This is a genomic window from Paenibacillus sp. S-38 (assembly GCF_049942825.1).
Classification (GTDB): Bacteria; Bacillota; Bacilli; order Paenibacillales; family NBRC-103111; genus Paenibacillus_G.
This window is the reverse complement of sequence record NZ_CP187970.1, coordinates 1,108,579-1,126,835: the sequence shown is the minus strand read 5'-3', so window position 1 is coordinate 1,126,835 and position 18,257 is coordinate 1,108,579. Positions and strand designations below refer to the sequence as shown.

16 protein-coding genes are annotated in these 18,257 nt (G+C 59.4%); 4 read left to right on the top strand and 12 right to left on the bottom strand.

What is annotated here, in order from left to right; genetic code table 11:
• Positions 1 to 33: 33 nt before the first annotated feature.
• The 5 genes from ACP26L_RS05330 to ACP26L_RS05310 form a co-directional block, all read right to left on the bottom strand.
• On the bottom strand, positions 34 to 825 hold the full coding sequence (locus ACP26L_RS05330) for a VOC family protein (protein ID WP_426451510.1): 792 nt from the start codon (positions 823 to 825) through the stop codon (positions 34 to 36).
• 156 nt (positions 826 to 981) lie between these two features.
• Positions 982 to 2,379 carry an extracellular solute-binding protein gene (locus ACP26L_RS05325; RefSeq protein WP_426451509.1) on the bottom strand — a complete coding sequence of 466 codons (1,398 nt, stop codon included), beginning with the start codon at positions 2,377 to 2,379 and terminating at the stop codon, positions 982 to 984.
• A 201-nt stretch (positions 2,380 to 2,580) separates the two neighbouring features.
• Positions 2,581 to 3,738 (bottom strand): GNAT family N-acetyltransferase, encoded by a 1,158-nt coding sequence (locus ACP26L_RS05320; RefSeq protein WP_426451508.1) that lies wholly within the window; start codon positions 3,736 to 3,738, stop codon positions 2,581 to 2,583.
• Positions 3,739 to 3,848: 110 nt separating this feature from the next.
• Complete coding sequence (locus ACP26L_RS05315; RefSeq protein ID WP_426451507.1) at positions 3,849 to 4,853, bottom strand: anti-sigma factor domain-containing protein; 1,005 nt, start codon at positions 4,851 to 4,853, stop codon at positions 3,849 to 3,851.
• Entirely contained in the window at positions 4,846 to 5,427 is a 582-nt protein-coding gene (locus ACP26L_RS05310; RefSeq protein WP_426451506.1) for an RNA polymerase sigma factor, read from the bottom strand. Before ACP26L_RS05310 ends, ACP26L_RS05315 begins: the two co-directional genes overlap by 8 nt.
• 219 nt (positions 5,428 to 5,646) lie before the next feature.
• Between ACP26L_RS05310 and ACP26L_RS05305 the strand changes: the two genes are divergently transcribed.
• From ACP26L_RS05305 to ACP26L_RS05295, 3 genes are all read left to right on the top strand, one after another.
• Positions 5,647 to 7,275, top strand: a complete 1,629-nt coding sequence (locus ACP26L_RS05305; RefSeq protein ID WP_426451505.1) for a copper amine oxidase N-terminal domain-containing protein — start codon at positions 5,647 to 5,649, stop codon at positions 7,273 to 7,275.
• 645 nt (positions 7,276 to 7,920) lie between these two features.
• Positions 7,921 to 9,144 (top strand): SH3 domain-containing protein, encoded by a 1,224-nt coding sequence (locus tag ACP26L_RS05300; protein ID WP_426451504.1) that lies wholly within the window; start codon positions 7,921 to 7,923, stop codon positions 9,142 to 9,144.
• Between the two features lie 147 nt (positions 9,145 to 9,291).
• On the top strand, positions 9,292 to 9,384 hold the full coding sequence (locus ACP26L_RS05295) for a sporulation protein YjcZ (RefSeq protein WP_014368624.1): 93 nt from the start codon (positions 9,292 to 9,294) through the stop codon (positions 9,382 to 9,384).
• 126 nt (positions 9,385 to 9,510) lie between these two features.
• On the opposite strand, the gene glp is transcribed toward ACP26L_RS05295, so the two are convergent.
• From glp to ACP26L_RS05260, 7 genes are all read right to left on the bottom strand, one after another.
• The gene (gene glp / locus ACP26L_RS05290; protein WP_426451503.1) at positions 9,511 to 10,773 is read right to left on the bottom strand and encodes a gephyrin-like molybdotransferase Glp; all 1,263 of its coding nucleotides are present in this window, start codon (positions 10,771 to 10,773) and stop codon (positions 9,511 to 9,513) included.
• Between the two features lie 6 nt (positions 10,774 to 10,779).
• Positions 10,780 to 11,787 carry a GTP 3',8-cyclase MoaA gene (gene moaA / locus ACP26L_RS05285; protein WP_426451502.1) on the bottom strand — a complete coding sequence of 336 codons (1,008 nt, stop codon included), beginning with the start codon at positions 11,785 to 11,787 and terminating at the stop codon, positions 10,780 to 10,782.
• A 100-nt stretch (positions 11,788 to 11,887) separates the two neighbouring features.
• Entirely contained in the window at positions 11,888 to 12,568 is a 681-nt protein-coding gene (gene mobA / locus ACP26L_RS05280; protein WP_426454826.1) for a molybdenum cofactor guanylyltransferase, read from the bottom strand.
• A 313-nt stretch (positions 12,569 to 12,881) separates the two neighbouring features.
• On the bottom strand, positions 12,882 to 13,529 hold the full coding sequence (locus ACP26L_RS05275; RefSeq protein WP_426451501.1) for an MOSC domain-containing protein: 648 nt from the start codon (positions 13,527 to 13,529) through the stop codon (positions 12,882 to 12,884).
• A 64-nt stretch (positions 13,530 to 13,593) separates the two neighbouring features.
• The gene (locus ACP26L_RS05270) at positions 13,594 to 14,898 is read right to left on the bottom strand and encodes a molybdopterin-dependent oxidoreductase (RefSeq protein WP_426451500.1); all 1,305 of its coding nucleotides are present in this window, start codon (positions 14,896 to 14,898) and stop codon (positions 13,594 to 13,596) included.
• Positions 14,899 to 15,069: 171 nt separating this feature from the next.
• Positions 15,070 to 15,879: a pyruvate, water dikinase regulatory protein gene (locus ACP26L_RS05265; RefSeq protein ID WP_426451499.1), complete on the bottom strand. Its 810-nt coding sequence runs from the start codon at positions 15,877 to 15,879 to the stop codon at positions 15,070 to 15,072.
• A gap of 25 nt (positions 15,880 to 15,904) precedes the next feature.
• A complete protein-coding gene (locus tag ACP26L_RS05260; RefSeq protein WP_426451498.1) occupies positions 15,905 to 16,531 on the bottom strand; it encodes a helix-turn-helix transcriptional regulator in 627 nt (208 codons plus the stop codon).
• Between the two features lie 255 nt (positions 16,532 to 16,786).
• On the opposite strand from ACP26L_RS05260, the gene glpX reads away from it, so the two are divergent.
• On the top strand, positions 16,787 to 17,779 hold the full coding sequence (glpX, locus tag ACP26L_RS05255) for a class II fructose-bisphosphatase (RefSeq protein WP_426451497.1): 993 nt from the start codon (positions 16,787 to 16,789) through the stop codon (positions 17,777 to 17,779).
• Positions 17,780 to 18,257: the final 478 nt, after the last annotated feature.

Sequence of the window (18,257 nt, the reverse complement as noted above, 5' to 3'; positions counted from 1 at the left end):
GCCGCCGCTCTTCGCCTACACTTCTCCAGAGCATCAGCGGCTCTGTGAGATCGTAAGGATGTTCCCGTCTCCGTCGCGGAGGTTGAAGAAGGAGACCCGGGAGTGGCGGGAAATGCCGAAGACCGCTTCGAATTCGAGCTCCTGCGCTCTCCGGTAGGCCGCATCGATGTCGCGGGTCTCCAGCTTGAACAGGGCGCCCCCTCTCCCCGCTCCCGCAGAGCTCAGCTCTCCGCTGCTGTCGAGGATCAGATCCGTGCCGTTCTCAAGACGGAAGATGTGCAGGTGCTCCTGCCGGTCCTCGGTGCGCACCTCGACGCCGAGCAGCCGGCCGTACTGGTCAGCGGAACGCTCCAGATTCCGCACCCAGAGGATCACCGAATCGATTCGGCTCTCGACGGGAGAAGTCACGGCAGCCTGTCCGCCCTTGGAGCCTTCGATACCGCCGAACGCCAGCCCGTAGCCGTCGCGGTCCCTTACCACAAACTCCTTCCAGGGTCCGCCGTCCGGATAGATCACCGGCTCACCGCTGAAGACGGCCCCTTTGCTCCGGAATTCCTCATACAAGGAGTCCAGCGCTTCCCAGCTCTCTACGTAGGCATAGACGTCATAGGCCCGCGTATCTCCCGCCTGGGGAGGATTCGGACGCACGGCCGACGGCTCAGGTGCCTGCAGCAGCTTCAGGGCCAGTCCCCCGAGCCCGTCCCGCTCCGCCCACCAGTCAGTCACCTGGAAGCCCAGAACATCCCGATAGTAAGCCTTGGAGCGCTCCATATCCGACACCATCAGCACGGTAAGCGAGCTGCCGATTTGCTTTCTTTCCGCCATCCCTCTGCATCCCCTCTCGAATACAATATACAAACATATATTCGCATTTTATTCTCCATTTCCTGCCTGTTTCGCTAGAGATCAGTAAATATTTCGGTGAATGGGGCAGCAGCAAAAAAAGACCGTCCCCTCCCGGAGATCGGCCTTTCCCTGTAGTTACCCTGCCGGCTTCCCGGCCGTTTCCTGCTGCCTCGATGCCGCCTCTTCCTGCTTTGCCTTCGTCAGCGCTTCCTGCAGCCCGTTCTGCATGGCGGCCAGTGCCTCATCGGCCGTCTTTTTGCCGTCCAGCACCGCCTGCACCTCTTGTCCGCCGATCCTGGAGAATTCCGAGTAGAACGACATGGGAACGGGCGCAGCCTCCGCCGCCTGCTCGGTTACCTTCTCGCTTACTCCCAGTTTATAGAAGGGCTCGAGGCTCCGCCCGTCCTTGTCCTTGACATAGGCGGTCCGGGACAGCAGTCTTCCCTCATCCATCTTGCTCTTGACCCTCGCCATTTCTTCGGAGTTGATGTACTTCACGAACTCCCAGGCCGCTCCGGCATTGGGGGAATCGGCAGATACGGAGAACACTTCGGAGATCGAGAGGGCATTCGAGGTTCCCGAGTTTTGCGGATCGACCGGAACTGTGACAACATCCCAGTTGACGGACTCTTTGTCCTTACGGATCTCCTTGGCCTGCTCCAGCTCGCTGATCAGATAGGTCCCCTCAACGGTCATCGCAATTCGGCCGGAGACGAACGGATTGCGCTCCAGCATCTCTTCCCTGCTGACGCCTTTACTGAAGTCGATCTGCGGCTCTTTGGCCGGGTCATACAGCGCACCGGATTGAATGCCGTCCACGGCAAGCTGCAGGGCCTGCTTCCAGCCCTCCGTCTGCAGGGTAATCTTCTCTTGCTTCGCGTCCAGATAGGACAGCCCCTGGGTGTCTCCGATCATCGTAAAATACCGGAATCCCATCGGAGCACCGCCGCCGCCCATATAAGAGTTGTTTTCTCCGTACCCATATATCCTCTCCGCCCCCTGCCCGTCCGCAGGGAACCTCTTGGCCAGCTCCAGCACTTCAGCCCAAGTCATCCCATCCTTGGGGAGAGGTACGCCGTACTTTTCGAACATGCCTTTATTGTAGAACAGAGCGCTGCTGTAGAAGGAAGGGCTGAGTCCGTACAGCTTGCCTCCCCCCTGTGCGCGAAGCGTCTCGGTTACAGCGGGCAGCATGTTCTCGATGTCGAACTTGTCCGCTTGAATCACGTCATCCAAGGGGAGCAGCTTGCCTTCCCTCGCCCACTTGACGAAGGCATTCGAAAAATTGAAATACAGCACATCCGGCTTCTCCGCCTCGACCATTTCTTCGAACGTCTTCAGCGGGTCTTTGTCCTGCCCGTACATGCTCTGCGTGGAGACGACCTCGATATCGACATTTGGATATTTGGCCATGAACAGTGCCCCATAATGCTGGAACAAGCTGCTTTTGTCGTAATACATGACCTTGATCACCGCTTTTTCGTCTTTGCCGAGCGGCTTCAGCCCTCCTTGCCCTTCTTTCCCCTGCCCCAATGTACACCCGGACAGCATCACCATTCCTGCCAGAGCTCCACAGAGGACTGCTTTGGTCCCTCTCACAAACCATCACCCATTTCATCCATTTTTTGCACATTATGTAATACTTAACGGTAGAGTAGGCCTGAATGTTCCAGGAAAATGGAAAAAAAACTCCGACCCGCCCATTTGAGCGAATCGGAGTCTTTCAATCAATATCTAGAAAAAGTCCGCCAGATAGGTTGTCCGCGCCGGAACAAGCCGCTCCAGCATCCCCAGTCCCTGCAGTGTACCCTGGAGCCGTCCGATATCCTGGAGGAACGACGGACGCTGATATCCGGTCAGCAGCGCGGTCAAGGTTTGGATGCTGCAGGACACTTTCGGCAGATCGCTCGCCTGAAGCGGCTCGGCGGCTACACGGGCTGTGCCGGATTCATCCACGGTAACTGTGAACACCCCGTTGTTCCAATCGGCATGCTCATCCTGAATCTCCAGCAGGAAGGCCGCTTCCGCCCCGGAGACGAACGGATACTTCTCGATAAAGGACTTCACATCCACAATCCTCGCCATGAAATAAGGGACGGTCTCCTGCTTGATCCGCGGATCATCCAGCAGGAACGGCAGCCGGTCATCATTGGGCACACGGATCACCAGCTTGTCGATCATGGAATCATGATCCGAGAGGAACCTCCACAAGGCCAGGCGGGCCTCCCGGTTCAGGTGCACAAGCTCATGCACCGTACAGACGCGGTCCTTCACCTGGTAATGCACGTACCCGGCCGCCTCGCCGTCCGCCGCGTAGTACAAGGCGGTCGTTCCTTTTTTGCGCTCCAGAATCCGGTGCTTCCACCAGGCCTCCGTTCTCTTTAGCATCCCGTTATAACACGGGGCATAGGTCTCGTACAGGCTGTCCAGCAGGGCGATATCGGGCTCTCCCCGGACGACTCTCCCTCCCTGCGGCTCAAACCTGGGCAGCTGCCCCACGGCGATCTCATACTGTTTGTACTCCACATAAGTTTCCCAGCCGTAGCGGCGGTAGAAAGCGAATTGGAACGGGTGCAGGAAGGACACGGTCTGCCCCTGTTCCCTCATGACGGAGAGCGCGTTGCACAGCAGCTTGGACACAAGGCCGCCTCTGCGGTATTCCGGCCAGGTCGCCACACCGGCAATGCCGCCCATGGCATACACCTTGCCCTGAATCCAGGTCTCGAGATTCAGCACCGTCATTCGTGCCGCAAGCTTGTCTTCCACGTAAGCGCCCCACTGCTCTTCCGGCACCATCTGGGCCAGGCGCTCCTCACGCTCCTCCGGTGTTAGCTGATATTGAAAAGCGAACGACGAGAGATCCATGCTCTCGTTCCAGTCTTCTTTTCCCATGCGTCGTATGGTTACGTTCCCGCTCATGGTGATCATCCTTTCCCAAGGGTAGTGAGCCGGAGCTCCCGCGGCGGGGAAACTCCGGTGCTTCCTGCGGCTTCGGCAGCCGCCTAGCTCTTGAGCCCGGCCATCATCACCATCGTGCCCCGGGGCTGCTCCCCGTGCGCGTCCGGCTCCAGTGTGATGGCGACCATATCATAATCCTGCGGCTGGAAAGTATAGGAGATGGAGCCCTTCCCGTCATGCGGATAGAACGTGCCGGCATTGACCTTCTTCTCCCCTTTGATCAGCCACACCTGGAAGGCCTGCTCCTTCTGCACCGCCGGCAGATTCTCCGCCGTCACGATGAGATGGGTGCCCTTGTCGTCGATGACGATCGAGGCGAGACCCTTGGACACCAGCTGCTCGGCCGCCGGCTGGAGCTGTACCATCTTCTCCATCTTGGCCGCCTCCGGCGGCTTGCCCGCGTCAGCAACCAGCCGTTCCATCTCGCGGAGATCGCCGCGCAGCTCCGACGCATAAAGCGCCAGACCAACCACCGTGGCGGACAGCCCGAGGCTCATCCAGCGCCAATACGCGGCGCCGCGCTTCCACACGCGGCGTTCGGCCTCCGCGCCTACCGCGCCTGCATCTGCTCGCTGCTCCTCCGCGCTGCTTGCGCCTGCGCCCGCTCGCTGCGCCTCCGCGCCTGCACCCGCCCGCTGCGCCTCCGCGCTGCCTGCGCCTGCGCCCGCCCGCTGCGCCTCCGCGCTGCCTGCGCCTGCGCCCGCCCGCTGCGCCTCTGCGCTGCCTGCGCCTGCGCCCGCTCGCTGCGCCTCCGCGCCTGCGCCCGCTCGCTGCGCTTCCGCGCCGCCCGCGCCTGCGCCCGCCCGCTGCGCCTCCGCGCTGCCCAGCACGCGTCCGAGCACGCGGCTCCGCATGCCATCTGGCACGGCAACCGGCGCCGCGGCCAGCGGCAGCAGGCCGATCGTCTCGCGCAGCTCCGCCAGCTTCCCGCGGCACGCCGCACATCCGGCGAGGTGCGCTTCGAACTCCGCCGCCTCCTCCGGCGTCAGGGCATCCAATGCGTAGAGCTCGACCCCTTCGCAGCAAGTTTCTTCCTGGTGGTTACTCATGGCCGATCCCCCTCCTTCCTATATGCGACAGCCGCTGCTGGAGCTGCTTCAGCGCCAGCCGGACCCGGCTTTTGACCGTCCCCAGCGGGATCGCATAGCGTTCCGACACTTCCTGCTGCGTGTAGCCTTGATAATAGATCCACTCCAGCACCTGCTTCTGGTCCCGGTTCAGCACCTGCAGCGCGGCCTGGATTTCCTCTCCGACCCACCGGCTCTCCGCTTCCCCTTCAATATCGGCACGCTCATCCGCCAGGAAGGCGAGCGCCTCCGGCTCGGCCGGCTGCTGGGGAGTACGCCTCCTCTTTTTGCGCAGCGCGTCTATCGTAATATTGCGGGTCAGCGTGAACATCCACGTCGTCAGCTTCCCTTGGCTGCTGTCATACCTCGCTGCCGCATTCCAGATGCGCAGGAACAGCTCCTGCACGACCTCCTCGGCCATCATCGGATCTTGAACCATCCGGTAGGCAAACGCGTATACAGCCTTCTCGTATCGGTCATACAGCAATGTCAGCGCTTCTTCATCCCTGGCCGTTATGCGCTCGATCAGCTCCTGATCGCTCAAAGTTCCGTACATGAAGGATCCCCTTTCTCCCTGCTCCCCCTGCTATGTAAATCGCACAATCCTTCGCTTCGGATGATGTGCCCCCCATATTTTTTTTGGCAACGTGTGATCCAAATCCCCATCCCTCTCGTTACACTCACTGAGAAACACAACAATGGGAGCTGGCCAGCTTACCTATTCATCCTACCATAACGATAAGCCTATCATAAACTTCCAAGGAGTGTTGGTCCCATGAAAACCTTGTCCGCAAAAATGCTTCCGCTCGCCCTGAGCCTTGCTCTGACCCTTCCGGTGGCTTCGGCTTCCCTTCCTTATATGAACCATGTCGCCAGCGCCCATACGCTGAGCGTGAACAGCCCGGCCTCCGACCTGCGGGCCGATGTGGACCGCCTGCTCGGTGAACATGCACTGCTTGCGATTCTCACCATGCAAAAAGGGATCAACGGCTCGGCCGACTTCAACGATGCCGCCGCCGCCCTCGACAAGAACAGCGACGAGCTCTCCGATGCGATCGGCTCCGTGTACGGCAAGGAGGCGGGAAACCAGTTCCGCGTCCTCTGGAAAAAACACATTCCGTTCTTCGTCGACTATGTCAAAGCCACCGCGGTGAACGACGAAGCGGGCCGCAAAGCCGCGGTCGACGAGCTTGTGGAGTACGCCGGCGAGTTCGGTGCCTTCCTCGAGTCAGCCAACCCGAACTTCAAGCAGGCCGACATCGTCGCATCGCTCAAGGGCCACGTCAGCACGTTGATCAGTGCCTTTGACAAGTATCATACGAAAGAGTACACTGCCGCCTACACTTCCGTGCGTGAAGCTTACGGCCACATGTTTATGACCGGGGACTACCTGGCCTCGGGCATCGCCAAGCAGGATCCTGACAAGTTCAACTGGAGCGGAACCTCCCGGAAAGCTTCCGACCTGCGCATCGCCGTAGACCGCCTCCTGGCCGAGCACGGCTTCCTGGCCGCACTCGCCATGCAGAAGGGCCTGGACGGCGCTCCGGACTTTGCGGCTGCCGCTGCGGCGCTTGATCAGAACAGCGACGAGCTGTCGGACGCGATCGGCTCCGTCTACGGCAAAGACGCCGGCGATCAGTTCCGCACGCTCTGGAAGAAGCATATCGGCTTCTTCGTGGACTACGTGACGGCATCAGCCAAGAAGGACGAAATGGGACGCAAGGAGGCCATCGACGAGCTGACCGAGTATGCCGGTGAATTCGCCGCCTTCCTCGCGGGAGCCAATCCGAACCTGAGCAAGGATGCCCTTGTCAAAGAGCTTGGCCATCACGTAGGGCACCTGCAGCAAGCCTTCGATTCCTACGCAGCCAAGGAATACGGGAACGCTTACAGCAGTCTGCGCACGGCCTACTCCCACATGTACATGACGGGAGACTTTTTATCTGGTGCCATTGTAACCCAGTTCAATGAGAAATTCCATGACGCCGGGATGGCGGCCTCCCCGAAGGTATGGATGAAGATCGGCGGCAGCGAGCTCATGATCGACGACAAGACTGTGATGATGGATACCGCTCCGTACATGTCCGGTACCCACACCTATATCCCCCTGCGCTACCTCGCTGAGGCCATCGGCGCCGAAGTGAAATGGGAAGAGAGCACCCGTACGATCCGGGTCATCACCGGCGGCAATACGGCGACTTTCTGGATCGACAAGGATTACATGGAGCTGAACGGCGAGCGCCAAGCGATCGGTTCTCCGGTCATGATGAAAGACAGCCGGACCCAGGTGCCTCTGCGGTTCATCACAGAACTTCTCGGCTGGGATGTGAAGTGGAATGAGAGCGATGGGTCGATCACGCTGACCAAGGCGATGCCCATGACCTCCCCGGCCCACAGCCATTAATCCAGCAGCCAATTAGAATAGCTTTACTCGAAGAGCGGGAACTCCCGCTCTTTTTCTATCGGTTTTCCTGTGCTTCTATACGGCTCTTTTTCCTATCGCTTTCCCTGTGGGTCTATCCCGCCCTTTTCCTCTGGGGTTGCTTGCCGCTTGCCGCCTCCTGCTTTTCCTAAGGGTTCCCGGCCTCTCTCCCCAGCTCTTCTCCCTGCGGCAGTTCAGGACTTACGGAAGCACAGCCAGGCCGCAAGACCCTATTCGTTCTGTCGCGCCGTAATCGCTGCCGAATTTCCATCCAACCTTTTCTTGCTTTTCCAGGGGGCCGATCCCCACGGCTGGTTTTATCCCGCCCCCGCCTTCTTCAGTCCGTGACTCCGGCATGATCTTTGCTTTTGGCCCGTTCGTACTTGGAAGAACTTACATCGGCCTTAAGCGAAAGATCCCAAAAGAATGATTCCAAATGCTCTAACCTATCGGTGGTCTCCATCCGATAAGCGTGCCGAATTGCCCATATCCCCCCGGTTTTCCAGCATTTTTATGACAGGTTTTCCCGATTCGTTTGTCGTTTTCTCTGTGCTATGATCATTACATAACCACAGCGCCTCTTACATAACAGAGACGAATTATCGATAACCGGAGGAGTCTTACATCATGAAAAAACAGCTGCTTACACTCGTCCTTGGCACGGCCCTTACCTTCTCTACCACCCTTCCTTACCAAGCTCAAGCTTTCTCGTATGAAGTTTCGAAGGTCAAAGTCGTCTCAAGCGTCAGCTTCCGCACTCAGCCTTCCACATCCGGAGAACGGATCCGTTATCTGAAAACGGGAGAGCTGCTTGACCTCGTCAGCGAATATAACAGCTACTGGCTGCAGGTCCGCGATGCATCCGGGCAAACCGGCTATGTCTCCTCTTCCTCCACCTATGTAAAGATGACTACAGTGCAGGTAGACACAGAACCGAACGGCGAGATCACCGCTTCCGTTTCCTTCCGGACAGGCCCCTCCACGGACGACAGCCGGATCCGCTATTTCCAGGAAGGGGAGAAGGTTCTCGTCCTCGAACGAACCAATGACTACTGGTACAAAGTACAGGATGCGAGCGGGGTCGAAGGCTATGTCAGTTCTTCTTCGCAGTACATGAAGACCAGCTTTGCCGGAGCGGCCGAAGAGGTAATCGAAGCCGAGCCTGTCGAAGCTCTGTTCCAATCGGAGCCGAATGCCACCGCACTGGCTTCCGTATCGTTCCGCACCGGAGCTTCCACCGACGCGTCCCGGATCCGCTATCTGGCCAAAGGCGAGAAGCTGCTCGTCCTCAACAAGGTGAACAACTACTGGTACAACGTTCAGGACCAATATGGAGTTATCGGCTATGTAAGCACGGGCTCCCAGTACATCAGCACGACGTTCGTTGAACCGTACAAGCTCCTCAGCCCTTCAGTTGCGGCGGAAAAAGTGATCGGGGCGGGCATGAAATACATAGGCGTGCCGTATGAGTTCGGCTCGAGCCGCTATGACCTGTCGACGTTCGACTGCTCCGACTTCGTACGCCAGAGCTTCCTCGACGGCACGGGCCAGCTGCTGCCGGGCGACTCCCGCAGCCAGGGAGCCTACGTCAAGTCGATCGGCAAAACCTCGGGCGACTGGAGACAGCTGAAAGCTGGGGACCTCATGTTCTTCATGTCCTACAAAGGCTCCAGCGCCTCGAACTATGAAGGCATCGACAAGAACACCGAGACGATCACTCATGTCGGCATCTACCTCGGGGATGGCCGCGTGCTCCACACCTATTCCGTTGAATCCGGCGGGGTCCGCATCGATACGGTAGCCGGCTCCCAGTGGGAGAAGCGGTTCCTCTTCGGCGGCTCCACTTACTAAGCCCCATCCCGGAATTCCAACTCACGCTTGCACCTGTTTCCCCCGGGGAGACAGGTGTTTTTTCTTGCCCGAATCCGGGCTTTCGTCCAATCAGCAGCGGTACGGGTGACATATGTTATATCAAGTCTTCTGAAAGGGGGATGTCACATGAGCGCTGTTGGCGGATACTACACTACGACGGGTGTTATTCTGGTTCTCTTTATCCTGCTCGTAATCGTTTCCCGTGCACTCGTAATCTAATTGCATTAGGCTGATCCTGCTGCGGCGGCTCACGGAGCTGCTCGGCAGGATCCATGCCGCACCAAAAACCCCCGGCGGACGCGTAAGCGTCCCCGGGGGTTTTTGCATGCTGCGGCAGGGAACCCATCAACCGTTTCCCCTGCCGATATGAAGAATCCGCACCTGGCTCCCCGTCTCCGTTCCGCGTCCGCCGGCCGGAAGATGAATGAGGCAGTCGGCATCCTTGATGGACACCATAATGCTGGACTTGTCATGCCCTGCGGGAACCGCCTTCAGCAGGCCGTCCTCCACATAGGTTGTTCCCCGGACATACCGGGGGTAAGCCGAGCCTTTGCCATAAGTACATCCCAGCTGGGCCGTGCTCTCCGGAGGAAGCGGCGAAGCGGAACCCATCGCCCCCCTCAGGTAGGGCTTGACGAGCAGCTCGAAGCCTACATAGCAGGCTCCCGGGTTCCCGGACAGCGCGAACAAGGGCTTGCCCCGCCATAGGCCGGCGGAGGTGGGACTGCCGGGCCTCATCGCGATTTTGTTGAACCAGAGCTCACCGTCCCACCGTTCAAAAAGCTCCACGAGCACATCCTTGTCCCCTACGGACACGCCGCCGGTGGTAACCACCACATCCGCCCACTCCAACGCCGCGAGAAGCTCCGCTTCCACCTTCGCCGCATCATCCGGCAGGATAGACATGATCCGGGCCGTACCCCCGGCTTCCTGTACCTGGCAAGCCAGCATGTAAGAATTGCTGCAGCGGATCCGGCCGGGCTCCAGCTCCGCTTCCACAGGGAGCAGCTCCGAACCTGTCGAGAATACAGCTACCTTCGGTCTGCGGAAGACCGGCACCCGGCTCCAGCCGAAGGTGGCCAGAATCGCAGCCTCTCCCGGCCCGATGAGGCGTCCCGCTTCGAGCAGCGGCTCCCCCGGGGCGGTTTCCTCCCCGATCTCGGTAATATTCTCGCCGGGTTTCATCGCCCGTTGCAGAGCTACCGTGCCGCATGCCCGCGCCCCTTCCAGGGCGTCGGTCATCTCGAGCATGATGACCGTGTCCGCACCTTCCGGCACGACCGCCCCGGTCATAATCCGTGCCGCCTGGCCGGCTTCCACCCGCTGCTGCGGCACCGTTCCCGCCGGAATGGTCTCGGTCACCTTCAGCCGGACGGGACGGTCACCCGCCGCCCCCGCCGTGTCCTCGGACCTGACGGCATAGCCGTCCACGCCGGAACGCCGGAAGTGGGGCACTGGAGAAGCTGCCGCGACCGGGCAGGCAAGACGCCTGCCGTAAGCTTCGGCGAGCCCCGTTTCTTCGGCACCCAGCCGCTTCACCTGCTCTATAATCATGGCCTGCGCGGCCTCCAGTGTGACCGCCCGGCGTCCGAATCGAAGTCCCTTCACCGCTGCTTATCCCCCGATCTGTGACATCCGCCGTGCCGTAGGCGTATGGCTCTGCGACTGCTTCATCAGCGCCTGGGCCATCTCGTGACTCTCCGGCTTGACTTCCAGGGCACGGAAGAACATGGCGGCAAGCGCCCCATCATCCCCGATATATCGGCGCACGTTGAACTCGTCGGACCAATACAGGCACGGCTTGATATTGCCGTCCGCCGTCAGCCTCAGCCGGTTGCACGTTTGGCAGAAGTGGTCGCTTACCGGGTGAATCAGCCCGAACGTCCCGGCCGCCCCTGCGATGCGGTAATTCTGGGAGGGCCCGTTGCCGGAGATCGGCTTCTCGAGCGACTCGACCTTCCAGCCGCGCTCCGTGCAGCGTTCCAGCACCGTCTGCAGCGGCAGGTATCTTGCCCTCCAGCCCTCATCCTCATGACCGATCGGCATGTATTCAATGAAACGGACATGAATATTTCTCTCGAGGGTCATCGCGAGAAAATCCCCGATCTCATCGTCATTCATGCCCTTCATTAGCACGACATTCAGCTTCACCGGATCGAGCCCGACCCGGTAAGCGGCTTCCAGCCCCTGCAGCACGCGGGCTAGCTCTCCTCCACGCGTGATTAGGGAGAACCGGTCCGGCCGGAGCGAATCCAGCGACACGTTGATCCGGGTCAGTCCGGCCTCCCGCAGCTTCTCCGCACGGGAAGCAAAATAAATGGCGTTTGTCGTCAGCGCTATGTCTTCGATGCCGGGGATGGCTGACAGCATACCGACAAGGACCTCCAGGTTCTTGCGCACGAGCGGTTCTCCTCCGGTCAGTCGGAGCTTTCTCACCCCGTAACCGGCAAGCACCCGGACCACGGATGCAATTTCGTCGAAGGTCAGCAGCTTCTCATCCGGCTCGAACTCCATTCCCTCTTCCGGCATGCAGTACACGCAGCGAAGATTGCACCGGTCCGTGACCGAAATGCGAAGATAATCATGCACCCGGCCGAAACGGTCCACGAGCAGTTGTGTCATTCCCCTCACCTCCTGTATGTGAACGCTGTGAATATGCGTTGGTTTTCCTCTTATTATGTCATAAAAAGTGACCTTTTCCTAGTACCCCAGCCGCCTTATGTTATGATTTCTGACAAGTATCTGCCGATAAGGCCGAACGTTCCTGAAGCAGCTCCCCAAATTCGTCCGGTGTATTGATATTTCGCACAAAATCCGTCGGGATGCCCAGCCTGTTCCATACTACCTCATCTACCGGCTCCCAGTCTGTGAGATGGAACACACCCATCATCCGGTAATCGTCCGCCTCAAGCATGCTCTCTACCGGAGCGAGGATCTTCTTCCGGTAGACTCCGTGAAGAGGATGAACCCGGCCGGCGATCCGCGGAACCGCTGCCGCGGCATCCGTGCGAAGGCAGACGCCGGCGAGTTCGACCGCCGCCCGGGAGGAGATCAGCGGCATATCACAGCCGACGACCCACAGCAGATCGGTGGAGGATGCATGCAGTGCGGACTGAAGCCCGCCGAGAGGCCCTCTGGCAGGCACTAGATCCGGTAAGGCCCGGACCACCATTCCTTTGTCACTCAGCGCAGCCAGCTCGTCAGCATACAGTGAGGCATTCTGGGTCATGAGCAGAATCTCGCCGCAGACTTCCGCCATTTCCTTCACCTGCCGCTGCAGAAAGGACTCCCCTTCCACAGCCAGAAGCGCTTTGCTATGGCCTCCCATCCGCCGATTCTGTCCCCCGGCCAGAATGACCCCAGTTAACGGTACCGCCGCGTATGCCTGCCCGCCTGCTTCCATTGTCACTTACCGCCCTTCCTTTTGCCCATCCTGCCTGGCTCGGTACCTCTTGCGGGTAAGCTTCGCCAGCTAAAAGAGCTTATCACTTGTGTCCCATATGTGCTTCACTTGTGACTTGTGCCTCACTCGTGCTTCTCTAGTGCCTCGCTCATGCTTCACTCTTGCCTCACACGTGCCCCACTTGTGCCTCACTTGTGTTTCCCTCGTGCTTCACCTGTGCCCCACTCGTGCCTCATTCATGTTTAACCCATGCTTAACTTGTGCCTCAAGCGTGCTCCAAGCCTTCCCAGCTGACTTGCCGGACCTGCTACCCCTATGCATCCTGTCCAGCCGCCAGCCGCTTCTCGAAGCTCTCCCGCCAGCTGTCCGACAGGGCCTCCACAGCCAGCAGGCGGCGAATTCCCTCGTAATCCTTTTTATCCTTATACTGCAGCCGGTTCGCCTCCGCCACCGTCACCGCCAGGGGATGACGCTGCACAAGCTGAAGCTCCTGTCCCGCCTCCACCGTACCTTCCTCAAGCACCCGAAAATAATACCCGGTATACCCCGTCTGCTGTACCTGCAGCACAAGATCGGCTACTTCATGCTTGCCCGCCAGCTTATAGCAAGGCTGCCGCGGCTGCGTAATCTGTACTTTAGCCGATCCGACAGCAAAGATATCGCCGATATGCACCTGATCCTCCGTCATGCCCTCCAGCGTAAAATTCTCACCGAATGCGCCGCGAGGCAGATCCTTGCCAAGCTTTTCCTGCCAATAGGGGTAATGCTCCGCAGCGTAAGCGCAGACTGCCTTATCCGGCCCCCCGTGGTGGACCCGGTCCCCTTGACCGTCCCCTTCCAGCTGCTCCGTCCCCAGCCTGAGCGGCCTGCGGACCGCTTCCTTATTGATTCCCGTTTCCACCGATTGGGCGCCGAACGTAACGGCAGACGGCATCGCCGTATTTAATGATACAAGCCGCATTGGTAAACAAGCCCCTTTCGCCATTTCCATTTTTCTCTACTATAGAACAAAGGAGCGGTGCTGTCTATGACAGCCCGCCCCCCTTTACCCATGCATTCTGCTCATAGCCCCGCAGCTCCCAATACCCGATATGCTCCTTCTCCACCAGCTCAATGGCCTGCAGCCACTTCACCGATTTATAGGCGTACATCTTCGGGACAACGAGGCGGACCGGGCCGCCCAGCTGCTGGGGAATCGGCTTGCCGTCCATGAGAACGGCAACCATGACATCGTCCATCCGGGCCTGTTCCAGCGACAGGCCGCTTGTATAGACGCCGTCACCCGAGTACAGCTTCACGAACTTGGCCCGGTCTTTGACCCCCGCCAGATCCAGAAGCTCGCGGAGCGGGATACCTTCCCAGGTTACCTTGTACACTGACCACCCCGTAATGCAGTGAAAATCACTCACCTGCACCGTCCGCTTCAGCCCGGTGAAGGCGCTCCAATCCCAGAGCTGCTCCTGGTCAACCAGCCCCGTCAGGGCAAACTCCCAATCCTCACTGGTGAAGGAGGGGATCCCCGTCACCGTATACACGCGGAAGTTCCCCTGCCCCCCTCCGCCGACCGGAGGACTGGAGGCCGGCAGCGGCACCGGTTCCGGCAGCATCCGGTTGCCATCCGACTCGGCCAGCTGTTCTAGCGCGGTCCCTCCGGTGTCCGCAGACTGCTTCAGCCACCGGTAAAAGGCCGGACCGACGCCGAGCACCAGCAGCAGCCCTGCGCCAAGCCGCAGGAAGCCCGCCCGGGAGATCGGAGCTTCCTGCAGCTGCCGCAGCAGGCGCTGTGCACCGCTCTCGGAAGCGGCGTGAAGACCGCCTTCGCCCACAAGCTCGGCCTCCGCCTCAGGAGCCTCCATCTCCTGCGGACGGCTCTTCGCCTCCTTCACCCAGCGGCTGCGGGAGATCGAATGGTAGACGGCATAGGGCACGCCTACCCAGGTGAAGCCGTCGTGCAGCAGCAGCGCAGCGTTGCCCCATGCCGGATCCAGGCGGCGCAGCTGCCACAGCAGTACGCCGGTGATGCTCCAGCCGGCGAGCAGGAACAGCACGCCGCCGAGGTTCCAGCGCTGTACGGGCCGATGCGCCAGCTGACGCCAATGCTTGTGAAGGAGCGGCAGATACAGCACCGTTACCAGGATCGACAGAAGGCCCAGCCATACATGGGCATCCTTCAGCCAGACCCTTCCCTGACCGAGCTCCCGCAGGGGCTCCATGAAGAGCAGGATGCCGGTTGCGGCCAGCACCGCCACCAGCCATGCATTCCAGCGGTGAAGCTGGACCAGCTTTTTGCCGTAGGACACGTTCCCAAGCCACGCCTTCCAAGGTTTCACGCAGCCATCGCCTCCCTATTGATCCGGATGAATTCCAATGCTCCGTTACTTTACCTATACGTTTGAATCAACCGAATAGATCACTTCCGCGCCACTTCCCACCGTCTGCAGCGGCCCTTCTATACAACAAAAGCTTGAACCCGCGGCTCAAGCTCTTGCATCCACTCTCCGTTACCTCTGCAGGTAGTCCATAATCAGTCCGGCCGTCTCCTCGATCGCCCGGTCCGTCACGTTGACCACCAGGCAGCCGACCTGCTTCATCAAGTCTTCGGCATACTGCAGCTCTTCCTGGATGCGGTCGAGCTCCGCATACTTGGAGCCGAACGGCAGGCCGACCGCCTTCAGGCGCTCGGTGCGGATCTTGTACAATTTCTCCGCATCCATCGTCAGTCCCACGATCCGCGAGCTCGGCAGCAGGAAGAGCTCCCTCGGCAGCTTCACCTCCGGAACCAGCGGCAGATTCGACACCTTAATCCCCTTGTGCGCCAAAAAAATACTCAGCGGCGTCTTCGAAGTACGCGACACCCCGATAAGAACCAGCTGCGCTTTCAGCAGAGCCCCCGTATCCCGCCCGTCATCACACTTTACGGCGAACTCTACCGCCTCTACCCGGCGGAAATAGTCTTCGTCGAGCTGGTGCAGCAGACCCGGCTTGCGCTTCGGCGCGTCCCCCCAAGTGTCGATGAAGGCCTCCATCATCGGCCCCATTACATCGACCGCCCGTACGCCAAGCCGGATTGCCTCTTCCTTCATCATCTCGCGCAGCTCCGGCTGAACGAGCGTATAAGCTACGAAGCCGCCGCGGCTGGCCGCTTCTTCCATGATGGCCCGGATTTCATCCTCCGTCTTGATGTGGGAGATCCGTTTGGTCCGGACCTGGTGCGCGTCGAACTGGCGCATCGTCGCCCGGACGACCGCCTCAGCCGTCTCCCCCAGGGCATCCGAACAGATCGTGATCTCATACAGCTGCTCTTCCTTCATCCGGTTTCTTCTCCTTTACTTATCCCTAACGGTCTGCTACGAGGTCAAGCAGGATTTGCGTCATGATCGTCTTGGTCATCCGGCCGACAACATCCCATCGGTTTCTCCCATTGACCGGATCGGCTTTCGACGGCACGACAACCGGCAGAGAGTCCACCTGATGATGGATCATCTTTCGGGCCGCATCGATCACCGAGTCGTCGGGAGAGACATGTACGACATTCGCCCCCCGTGTCATCGCCATCGATACCGGCATGGTCGAAGCCCCCGGATTCCCTAGCGTTACTTTGAGCAGGTCTTTTCGGGAGATGACACCCGACAGACAGCCCTCCTCATCCACGACGATCAGGCTCCCCACATTCTCCAGAAAAAGCGAGACCACCGCATCGTTCACCGAAGCGGTCTCGCGTACGATCACAGGCATCGCCTGCACTTCACTTACCTTCAGGCCGAGCAGCTTGCGGCCCGCCTGCGATCCGGCCGATACGGCCGAGCCCGGCGTATATCCGACCTTGGGCTTCGCATCTACAAGCCCCAGCATAACAAGCAGAGCAAGGTCCGAGCGCAGGGTCGGACGGCTTAATCCCAGCATTTCAGCTATTCCTTCGCCGGTAATCGGCGCATGTTTTTTGACAAGCTCTACAATTTGCAATTGGCGCGCAGTCAGTTCGATGACCGGTCCCTCCTTACGATCTTCAGCGGCATTGGCGGTCCCTTTGCGGCTTTCTGTAACGATTGTACCAAAAAGTGCTACCTTCTCATAGAACCTCCTGGGGGCCGTAATCATATTTCTTTATATATGTGACTTCATATAAAATTAACAATTAATTATTGCGCATTATAACTTTATTTAATATACTCTATTTAAACATAAAAGACCACATATTGCCGAAAGGTGGAGTTCGGGATGGAGAGAGAACTGGCACTGGAGTTCGTACGCATTACGGAATTGGCCGCGCTGTCGGCTGCCGGATGGATGGGACGAGGGGATAAGATCGGCGCGGACGGGGCCGCAACAGCCGCTATGCGGGCTATGTTCGATACGGTTTCGATCCGGGGAACCGTCGTCATCGGGGAAGGCGAGATGGACGAGGCCCCCATGCTCTACATTGGGGAACAAGTCGGCAACGGAACGGGGCCCGAGGTTGATGTTGCGGTAGATCCTCTTGAGGGAACCGAGCTCGTTGCGAAGGGACTGAATAATGCCCTCGCCGTTCTCGCTATCGCCGGCAAAGGAAACCTGCTCCACGCGCCGGATATGTATATGGATAAGCTCGCGGTGGGACCGGAGCTCGCAGGCCGTCTCAGCCTGGAAGATCCGCTGGAGACGACGCTGACCAAAGCTGCAGGGCTGCTCGGCAAGCCGCTCAGCAACCTGACCGTCATGATCCTCGACCGTGACAGGCACCGTCAGCAGATCGATATTCTGCGCCGCGTCGGCGTTCGGATCAAGCTCCTCAGCGACGGGGACGTAGCGGGCGCGATGGCGCCGGCCATGGCCGATTCGGGCATCGACCTTTATGTGGGCTCCGGCGGCGCCCCCGAAGGCGTCATTGCGGCCGCGGCGCTTCGCTGCCTTGGCGGCGAGCTGCAGGGCAGGCTGCGCCCGTCCTCCCAGGAGGAGGAGAACCGCTGCATTGCCATGGGCCTGACCGACCCGCACCGCATCCTTACCATGGAAGACATGGTGGGTACGGACGACGTCATCTTTGCGGCAACCGGCATCACGCCGGGCGAAATCCTCAGCGGAGTGCGCTACCAGCCCGGCAACCGGGCCGAGACCCACTCCATCGTCATGCGGGCCAAAACGCGGACCATCCGCTTTATCCAGTCCAACCACTATCTGCCTAACAAACCTATCTTCGGCCAGGTGCAGAGCGAAGCAGCCATGAGGGCCTAATCGTTTCCCTGCCCTGAAGTTCACTATTTATCAATAGTCACGCCGTACTGGCGCCTCAGCAGGAATTGTTGAGGCGCTTTTGCCTGTTCCATCTCTGCTGTCCTGTTTCCCCTTATGTCACGGTGCCTATGCACCTCTTCAGTTCCTGCTTGGCGATACAACTCTATGTGTCTATCTAGTCGTCACCCCTCTACCTCTCTCCTGCTGCCGTATCTCTTCCCCTAACACCTCTGCCCTCTACCGCCCGCTGAGCTGCCAAAGGTACATCGACTCTTCCCTTCTGGCTTCCTGCTATCAGAACATGTTAGCAGTACATCATGCCTCTACTACATGCCGGCACCATTGCCCTTTTACTGCCACCAGGCCTGTGTTTACCTGCCTGCGATATAGTACCCTTTCGCCTTTTCTACCTGCTGATAGCATCTCTGCCTTTGAGCTGCCTTTGGTGCCCTTTTTACCTAGTGACACACCTATGCCC